Origin of the sequence: Azospirillum sp. INR13 (assembly GCF_015390205.1) — a bacterium.
Lineage (GTDB): Bacteria > Pseudomonadota > Alphaproteobacteria > Azospirillales > Azospirillaceae > Azospirillum.
This window is the reverse complement of record NZ_VUOI01000023.1, coordinates 68018-76480: the sequence shown is the minus strand read 5'-3', so window position 1 is coordinate 76480 and position 8463 is coordinate 68018. Positions and strand designations below refer to the sequence as shown.

Sequence of the window (8463 nt, the reverse complement as noted above, 5' to 3'; positions counted from 1 at the left end):
AAGATCGCTGCGATCTCCTTGGGATCGATCGGCGTCACCACGGCGCCGCGGTGCGGGCGCAGCTCCACCAACCCTTCGGCCGCCAGCACGCGCAACGCCTCGCGCAACGGCGTGCGCGAGACGCCGAGCTGTTCGCACAACTCCATCTCCGGCACGCGGCGGCCGGGCGGCAGTTCTCCCTCCAGGATCATGGCCCGCAACTCCGCCACCGCGGAGTGATGCAGCGTCTCACGGCGCAGGGGGGCGTTGGCGGTCTTTGCGGGGCTGTCCATGGTCGATCCGGTGGGTCTGTTCTGCTGCATACTTGGGCATTCTTGCTCAAACGATGCCATGCGCTCAAAAATAAGGCAAGCAACCTCGTTGATGATCCTTCTCATTAAAACTGCGGTAAACAACTGGAATAAAACGATAATCATGAAATAGAGATTTTGTATACAATCCGGCACGGTCCTTGCGACAGCGGTGGAAACGCAACCGCATCTGGAGCCGAAGCCTCATGTCGATCCGGTCCCTCACCCTGAACGCCGTCACAGCCACCGCGCTGGCCCTGTCTGCTCTGGCGGCGACCGCCCCGACGGCACCGGCCGCCGATGCGGAAGCCGTGAAGCTCGGCTTCGCCAAATGCGCCCACTGCCTGCCGATGGCGCTGACGCCCGATCTGGCCAAGGGCGTGTCGATCGAGGCGATCAACTTCAACTCCGGCAACGACGTGCTGACCGCGCTGGTGTCCAAGAGCATCGACGTGGCGCAGGTCACCTACCTCCACTACGTCACCGCGCTGGACAAGGGTTTCGACGTCGTCGCCATCTCCGGTCAGGTCAATGGCGGGTCGGAGATCGTCACCGCCAAGGGCATCGACCTGAAGGCGGGCGACTGGGCCGGGCTGAAGGCGCTGGCGGCATCCCGCAAGGCGAAGGGCGAGCCGCTGCGCGTCGCCGCCTCGCGCGGGAACGCGCAGGACATCCACATGCGCGGCGCCCTGCAGAAGCACGGCATCGACGCCAACAAGGACGTCCAGTTCATCAACATCCCCAACCCGTCCGACCATGCCGCCGCCCTGCAGCGTGGCGAGGTCGACGTGATCTGCACGGTGGAGCCCTTCGCCTCGCAGATCCGCAGCACCGGCGTCGGCACGCATTTCGCGCTGCCCTACGACCAGGCGGCCGGCAACCTGACCAACCTGATCGTCACCCGCTCCGACGTCATCAAGGAGCATCCCAAGGCGGTCGAGGCCACCGTCGCCTCGGTCGTGGCACTGGTCGACAAGCTGAAGACCGACCGCACCGTCTGGGTCGACACCATCAACAAATACACCGGCTTGAACAAGGATATCGCGGCGGCATCCCTGGAAAACGCCTTCCCCGACTATGCCATCCACAAGGACAGCACCGTCGCCATCGCCACGATGATGCGGGAGCTGAAATACATCGGCAAAGACGTGTCGGACGTCGCGGTGAAGAACATCGACTATCGGTTTCTGGAAGCGGTGACGAAGAAGCCGAGGAGCGAGCTGGGGGGCTGAGGTCCAAGCATTGCCCCTATCCCGACGTATTGCCCTTCCTCGACATCATTTGACGACCATCGAAAGGCCGGTCCATGACCGCATTGTCGAAATTCTGGGAGCGCGCGGTCGTTCCCGTCCTGATCCTCGCGGCCTGGGAGATCGTGTCGCGGTCCGGCCTGCTGCCGGCGGCCCTGCTGCCGGCGCCCTCCGTCGTGCTGCACAGCTGGGCCGACTGGGTGTTCGGCTTCGACGAGACGGCGCAGGCCAACAGCGGGCGCTGGCTGGCCGATGCGCTGTCCAGCGCGGTGCGCGTCGCCGCCGGATACGGCATCGCGGTGGCGACCGGCGTGCTGCTGGGCATCGCCATCGGCTGGTGGAGCTGGGTGGAACGCGCCATCGAGCCGACCATCCAGATGCTGCGCCCGGTTCCGCCGGTGTCCTGGATCCCGGTGGCGATCATCTGGTTCGGCATCGCCAACAAGCCGGCGATCTTCCTGGTCTTCCTCGGCGCCTTCTTCCCGATCCTGATGAACACCATCCACGGCGTGAAGACCGCCGACCGCAACCTGATCCGCGCGGCCTCGATGATGGGCGCCACCGAACAGCAGCTGTTGCGCCATGTGGTGTTCCCGGCGGCGCTGCCCAGCATCTTCGCCGGCCTGCGCATCGGCATCGGCGCCGCCTGGATGCTGACCGTCACCGCGGAGATGGTCGCGGTCAAGAGCGGGCTCGGCTACGTGCTGTGGGACAGCTACTACTTCCTGCGCTACGACCTCGTCCTTGCCGCGATGGCCAGCATCGGGCTGCTGGGCTACGTCACCGACGCGCTGATCAAGCTGCTGATGTCCGCGGCGCTGCACTGGCAGCACGCCTCCACGCTCCAGAGCCGGGAGGGCTGAGCCCATGGCCTCCATCGAACTGCAGAACATCACCAAGATCTACGGCGACGCCAAGCGCAAGCGCGACCTGCTGGCCATCGACGACGTCAGCCTGACGGTGGAACGCAACGAATTCCTCTGTCTGCTGGGCTCGTCCGGCTGCGGCAAGTCCACCCTGCTGAACATGATCGCCGGGTTCGAGAAGCCGACCAAGGGCACCGTCACCGTCGGCGGCAAGCCGGTGGACGGCCCCGGCGCCGACCGCGGCATGGTGTTCCAGCAGGCCACCCTGATGCCCTGGCTGCCGGTGTGGGAGAACATCGCCTTCCACCTGCGCCTGAAGGGCTGGCGCAAGACCGACCGTCGCGCCGCGGCGCAGGAATACATCGACCTCGTCGGGCTCAAGGGCTTCGAGAACCACTACCCGGCCGAACTGTCGGGCGGCATGAGCCAGCGCGTCGGCATCGCCCGCGCCCTGCTGCTGAACCCGCAGGTCATCCTGATGGACGAGCCTTTCGCCGCCCTCGACGCCCAGACCAAGATGGACATGCAGGAGGAACTGGTTGCCATCTGGCAGAAGCAGCGCTGCACCATCGTCTTCGTCACCCACAGCGTCGACGAGGCGCTGGTGCTGGGCACCCAGGTGGCGGTTCTGACCAGCCGGCCGGGGCCGCCTGCGCGAACGCATCGAACTGGATCTGCCGCGTCCGCGCGACATCACCAGCCCGCGCTTCAACGACCACAAGCGCCACATCCTGAACCTGATCCGGGAGGAGGGCCTGCAGCAGCGGCAGGTCGCCGCGGCATGACCGGCGCCATCCAACCGCAACCGCCGGACCTTCCGCCGATCGGCGCAACCGTCGTCACCGGCGATGGGGCCGGGGTGATGGAGGATGCGGCGCTCGGCATTCGCGGCGGCCGTCCCGTCCATGCCGGTCTGGAAGAGATCTGTGCCGAGGCCGACAAGGACGCCCGCGCCCTGTGGGCGCGTGCCTGACCCAACTCATTCAAAGAAAGACGAGTTCCCCGAGATGACCAAGCGCGTTCTTCTGGGCATGCTGACCCCGTCCTCCAACACGGTGCTCGAACCGGTGACCGCCGCCATGCTGAGCGGCCTGCCGGAGGTGAGCGCCCATTTCGGCCGCTTCACCGTCAAGGAGATCTCGCTGCGCGCCGCGGCGCTCGACCAGTTCACCGACGCGCCCTTCCTCGATGCCGCGCGGCTGCTCGCCGATGCGCAGCTGAACGTGATCGGCTGGAACGGCACCTCGGCCGGCTGGCTCGGCTTCGATGCCGACGTGAAGCTGTGCAAGGCGATCGAGGACGAGACGGGGATTCCCGCCTGCACCTCCATGCTGGCGCTGAACGAGATCCTGGAGACGACGGGCCGCAAGCGCTTCGCCATCGTCAGCCCCTATCTGGACGAGATTCAGCAGACGATGGTCGCCAACTACAACGACGCCGGCTTCGAGGTGGTGGCCGAACGGCACCTGAACGACCGCGGCAACTTCTCCTTCTCCGAGATCAGCGAGGAGCGGATCGAGCGAATGTGCCTGGAGGTGGCGGAGGCCAAGCCGGAGGCCATCGCCATCATCTGCACCAACATGCGCGGCGCCGCGGTGGCGGAGCGGGTGGAAAAGGCGCTGGGCATCCCCGTCTACGACACGGTGTCCACCGTCCTGTGGAAGGCGCTGCGCATGACCGGCGTCGACACCCGCCGGGTCCATGGCTGGGGCAGCCTGTTCCGGGAACTGCACGGCTGACGTGCCAAGAAGCTGACGCGCCAAGAAGGGGAGGGGAGCATGGATTTCGATCTGGTCATCCGCAACGGCACGGTCGCCACCGCGTCGGACGTGTTCAAGGCCGATGTCGGCGTGAAGGACGGCACGGTGGCGGCGCTCGGCAGCGGGCTTGCCGCCGGGCGGGAGGAGATCGACGCGGACGGTCTGCTGGTCCTGCCGGGCGGGGTCGACGGCCATGTCCATTTCGACCAGCCGACCGGCGACTCTTCGGTGATGGCCGACGATTTCCTGTCCGGCACCCGCTCCGCGGCCTTCGGCGGCACCACCACGGTGCTGCCCTTCGCCTGCCAGCAGAAGGGCCAGTCGCTGCGGGCCGCGGTGGAGGATTATCACCGCCGGGCCGCGGGCAAGCCGGTGATCGATTATGCCTTCCACCTGATCGTCACCGACCCGACCGAACAGGTCCTGGGGCAGGAGCTGCCGGCGCTGATCCGCGACGGCTACACCTCCTTCAAGATCTACATGACCTATGACGCGCTGAAGCTGAACGACCGCCAGATTTTGGAGGTGCTGGACATCGCGCGCTCCGAGGGCGCCATGGTGATGATGCATGCGGAGAATGCCGACTGCATCGCCTGGCTGACCGAGAAGCTGGAACGCGCCGGCCAGACCGCGCCCTTCTTCCACGGCGTCTCCCGTCCCCGCGTGGCGGAGCGCGAGGCGACCCACCGCGCCATCTCCCTGGCCGAGCTGGTGGACGTGCCGATCCTGATCGTCCATGTCTCCGGCGCCGACGCGGTGGAGCAGATCCGCTGGGCCCAGGGCCGGGGCCTGCGCATCTATGCGGAGACCTGCCCGCAGTATCTCTTCCTGACTGCCGACGACCTGGGCGGGGAGGGATTCGAAGGAGCGAAATGCATCTGCTCGCCGCCGCCGCGCGACGCCGCCAACCAGAAGGTGATCTGGGACGGGCTGACCGGCGGCACCTTCCAGATCTTCTCCTCCGACCATGCGCCGTTCCGCTTCGACGGACCGGGCGGCAAGAAGGTGAACGGCGAGAAGGCCCCCTTCCGCTGCGTGCCCAACGGCATTCCGGGGGTGGAGACACGACTGCCTCTGCTGTTCTCCGAAGGCGTGATGAAAGGCCGCATGGAGCTGACGAAGTTCGTCGAGCTGACCGCCGCCAACCCGGCCCGCATGTATGGCCTGCACCCGCGCAAGGGCACCATCGCCGTCGGGTCGGACGCCGACATCGCGATCTGGGATCCCGCGCGCAAGGTGACGATCACCAACGGCATCCTGCACCACGATGTCGACTACACCCCCTATGAGGGCATCGAGGTCACCGGCTGGCCGGTGGTCACGCTGTCGCGCGGAGACGTGGTGTGCCGCGACGGCGTCCTGCTGGCGTCGCCCGGCCGCGGCGCCTTCCTGCCCTGCGGCCTGCCGGCCCTGGCCCGGCCGAAGGGGGCGCCCGCACCGGCATTGCCATTCTAAGGCCCCTACGGGTTGCACCGGATTGTGAAGCTCAGATCTATGACGAAAGGCAAGGTATCGCGCAACAGGAGGACGACTGCGCGAAAAGATTGATCTGCGTACCTTGCGAACTGTTCTCATAAGCGGAAAATTAACGGGAAGGAGTGCACAATAATTGTGATATTCGAAAACCGGTAACTTTCGCGATGATCTCTCCCCGCACTCCAGAAATCTTCGACCGGGCCACGGGCGATGCTCGCCGACTCAATATGGCCGGCCTGCTTTTTGCCGCCATGGTTGTGCTGACCATCGCATTCGTGATGTTCATGGCGCTGGAGACGGCGCGGCGCATCGACACGGCGATGGCGGAGCGGACGAAGGCGGAGATCGTCGATGCGGTGGCCGATCTGGGCGCCGCGATGGGGAAGAAGGCCGAGGAATACAGCCTGTGGAACGACGCCGTCGACCATCTGGTGGTCGCGTTCGATGGCGTCTGGGCCAATGCCAACGTCGGTCCCTATGCGGAACGCCTGTGGGGGCTGGACCGCTCCTATGCCTGGAACGGCCGCGACGGGCTGATCTATGCGTCGAAGGACGGTGCCCTGCGCGGCGATCTGGATGCGGCCGCCCGGGAGGCTGCGGATTTGCTGCCGGTGCTGGCGGCGGCGCGGACCGCCGGCCGGCCGGTCAGCGGCATCGTCCATATCGGGCAGACGCCCTTCGTCTTCGGCGCCCGCGTGATCGAGTATGAGGAGGGACGCGCCGCCCTGCCGCCCGACCCGCAACAGCCGGTCCAGGTGTTCCTGACCACCCTGGAAGGCGAGTTGGCGAAGCTTGCCGAGTCGCGGCGGATCGCCGGGTTGCGTGTGGTCCCGATCGATACCCCGGCTCTTCCGGCCCTGGCCAGCCTGCCCCTGGAGGCCATCGCCGACCAGCCGGTCGGCATCCTGACCTGGAAGCCGGAACAGCCCGGGGGCACGCTGGTCCGCCTGATCGCGCCCTATGCCGCTGGCTTTGCGCTGGCCCTGCTGCCGTTGCTTTTCCTGTTCCAGCGCGTGCTGCACCGGCTGAAGCGGCAGGAGCCGCTGCGCCTCAGCGAGGCGCGGCTGGCCCAGGCGCAGCGCGTCGCCCGGCTGGCCTACACGGTCCATCTGCCGGAGGAACGGCTGGAGGTCTCCGCCAATTTCCGCGACCTGATCGGCCTGCCCGGCGAGTCCGGCCTGCTCACCATCGGCCTCTATCTCGACCGGGTGAAGCCGGAACACCGTATGGAGGTGCAGGAGGCCTACCGCCGCGCCTGGGCGGAGAACAGCCGCTTCGACATCGAATACCGCATCACCCGCTCAGGAGACGGACATCTCGACCTTCAGGAGGTGGGGGAGCCGTTCCACGATTCCGACGGCCTCGTGCTGGGCCTGATCACCGCCATCCAGGACGTCACCGCCCGCCGCCGCGCGGAGGAGACCATCCGGCACCAGGCCAATTACGACGCGTTGACCGGACTTCCCAACCGGCCGCTGTTCTACGACCGGCTGCGGCAGGCGCTGCGGCGGGCGTCGCGTCTGCGCAACCGGATGGCCCTGCTGTTCATCGACCTGAACCGCTTCAAATGGGTCAACGATACGCTGGGCCACCAGACCGGCGACGTGCTGCTGCGCGAGGCGGCGCAGCGGATGGCCGGCTGCCTGCGCGATTCCGAAACCATCGCTCGGATCGGCGGCGACGAGTTCACGGTGATCCTGTCCGACATCGGTGATCGCGAGGATGCCGAGCGGGTGGCCCGCCGCCTGCTCGACTGCCTGTCGGAGCCGTTCCGCATCGCCGGCCAGACCCTGCACATCTCCGCCAGCATCGGCGTCACCTTCGCCCCCGACCAGGGGACCGACCCCGAGCTTCTGGTGAAGAACGCCGATGTCGCGATGTACCATGCCAAGCGCCTGGGCACCGCCAACTGGACCTTCTACGACCCGGCGATGGACGCCGACGCCCTGGCGCATCTGCAGCTGGAGAACGAACTGCACGAGGCGGTGGCGAAGGGGCAGCTTGCGCTGTTCCTCCAGCCGGTGGTGGATGTCGCCAGCGGCCTGCTGGCCGGCGCCGAGGCGGAGGTGCGCTGGAATCATCCCGGTCGCGGTTTGCTTTCCGCCGGTCAATTCCTGCATCTTGCCGAGGCCAACGGACTGATCGTGGCGGTCGGCGGCTGGCTGCTGGATGCCGCCTGCCGGCAGCTGGCGGACTGGCGCGGCCGTGACGCCGCCGGCCTGCGTCTGACCGTTCCGGTGTCCTCCCTGCAGCTCCGCCATTTCGGCTTCGAGGAGCAGGTCGCCGGCAGCCTCGCCCGCCATGGCGTCCCGCCCGACCGGCTGATCCTGGAACTTCCGGAAGCCGCCATGCTGTCGCCGTCGGATGAGACGACACGGACGATGCAGACGTTGCGGACGCTGGGGATCGCCTTTTCCATCAGCGGCTTCGGCACCGGCTATGCGTCTCTGGGCCATCTGCGCCGGCTGCCGGTGGAGTTCCTGAAGATCGATCAAGTCATCCTGCAGGACATGGCGCGGAACCCGGGCAACCAGGAGACGGTGCGCGCCATCGTGGCGCTGGCCCGCAGCATGAACCTGACGGTGATCGCGGAAGGAATAGAGACGGGGGAACAGCAGGCATTGGCCGGTGAGGTGCGCTGCGTCTATGCCCAGGGCCGCTATCTCGGCCACCCGGTTCCCGCCGAGTCCTTCGACCTGACCCTAACCGCTGCGGGGAGCGGGCCGCTTTGCCCGGCGGCCATCTGCCCGGCGGACGGCGAGGGTCGTCCCTGACGCGCGCTCGGCGGCGAGGCCCCTCTCCCCGCACTGGAGAGGGGCCC

7 protein-coding genes are annotated in these 8463 nt (G+C 67.1%); 6 read left to right on the top strand and 1 reads right to left on the bottom strand.

Annotated features, from left to right (window positions below):
- Window positions 1-272 (bottom strand): GntR family transcriptional regulator (locus tag F1643_RS16245; protein ID WP_194914263.1); only part of this gene is annotated, 272 nt, incomplete at its 3' end.
- A 224-nt stretch (window positions 273-496) separates the two neighbouring features.
- Between F1643_RS16245 and F1643_RS16240 the strand changes: the two genes are divergently transcribed.
- From F1643_RS16240 to F1643_RS16210, 6 genes are all read left to right on the top strand, one after another.
- The gene (locus tag F1643_RS16240; protein ID WP_194914261.1) at window positions 497-1522 is read left to right on the top strand and encodes an ABC transporter substrate-binding protein; all 1026 of its coding nucleotides are present in this window, start codon (window positions 497-499) and stop codon (window positions 1520-1522) included.
- A gap of 74 nt (window positions 1523-1596) precedes the next feature.
- Window positions 1597-2403 (top strand): ABC transporter permease, encoded by an 807-nt coding sequence (locus tag F1643_RS16235; RefSeq protein WP_194914259.1) that lies wholly within the window; start codon window positions 1597-1599, stop codon window positions 2401-2403.
- Between the two features lie 4 nt (window positions 2404-2407).
- Complete coding sequence (locus F1643_RS16230) at window positions 2408-3379, top strand: ABC transporter ATP-binding protein (RefSeq protein WP_370540643.1); 972 nt, start codon at window positions 2408-2410, stop codon at window positions 3377-3379.
- Window positions 3380-3413: 34 nt separating this feature from the next.
- A complete protein-coding gene (locus F1643_RS16220; protein ID WP_194914255.1) occupies window positions 3414-4145 on the top strand; it encodes an aspartate/glutamate racemase family protein in 732 nt (243 codons plus the stop codon).
- A gap of 39 nt (window positions 4146-4184) precedes the next feature.
- Window positions 4185-5621, top strand: a complete 1437-nt coding sequence (hydA, locus tag F1643_RS16215) for a dihydropyrimidinase (RefSeq protein WP_194914254.1) — start codon at window positions 4185-4187, stop codon at window positions 5619-5621.
- Window positions 5622-5869: 248 nt separating this feature from the next.
- Window positions 5870-8416, top strand: a complete 2547-nt coding sequence (locus tag F1643_RS16210) for an EAL domain-containing protein (protein ID WP_194914252.1) — start codon at window positions 5870-5872, stop codon at window positions 8414-8416.
- The last annotated feature ends 47 nt before the right edge of the window (window positions 8417-8463 follow it).

What these genes read in the sequence shown, in the direction of transcription:
- F1643_RS16240 (WP_194914261.1), top strand. Translation starts at nt 497, where the DNA reads ATGTCGATCCGGTCCCTCACCCTGAACGCCGTCACAGCCACCGCGCTG.
- F1643_RS16235 (WP_194914259.1), top strand. Translation starts at nt 1,597, where the DNA reads ATGACCGCATTGTCGAAATTCTGGGAGCGCGCGGTCGTTCCCGTCCTG.
- F1643_RS16230 (WP_370540643.1), top strand. Translation starts at nt 2,408, where the DNA reads ATGGCCTCCATCGAACTGCAGAACATCACCAAGATCTACGGCGACGCC.
- F1643_RS16220 (WP_194914255.1), top strand. Translation starts at nt 3,414, where the DNA reads ATGACCAAGCGCGTTCTTCTGGGCATGCTGACCCCGTCCTCCAACACG.
- hydA (WP_194914254.1), top strand. Translation starts at nt 4,185, where the DNA reads ATGGATTTCGATCTGGTCATCCGCAACGGCACGGTCGCCACCGCGTCG.
- F1643_RS16210 (WP_194914252.1), top strand. Translation starts at nt 5,870, where the DNA reads ATGGCCGGCCTGCTTTTTGCCGCCATGGTTGTGCTGACCATCGCATTC.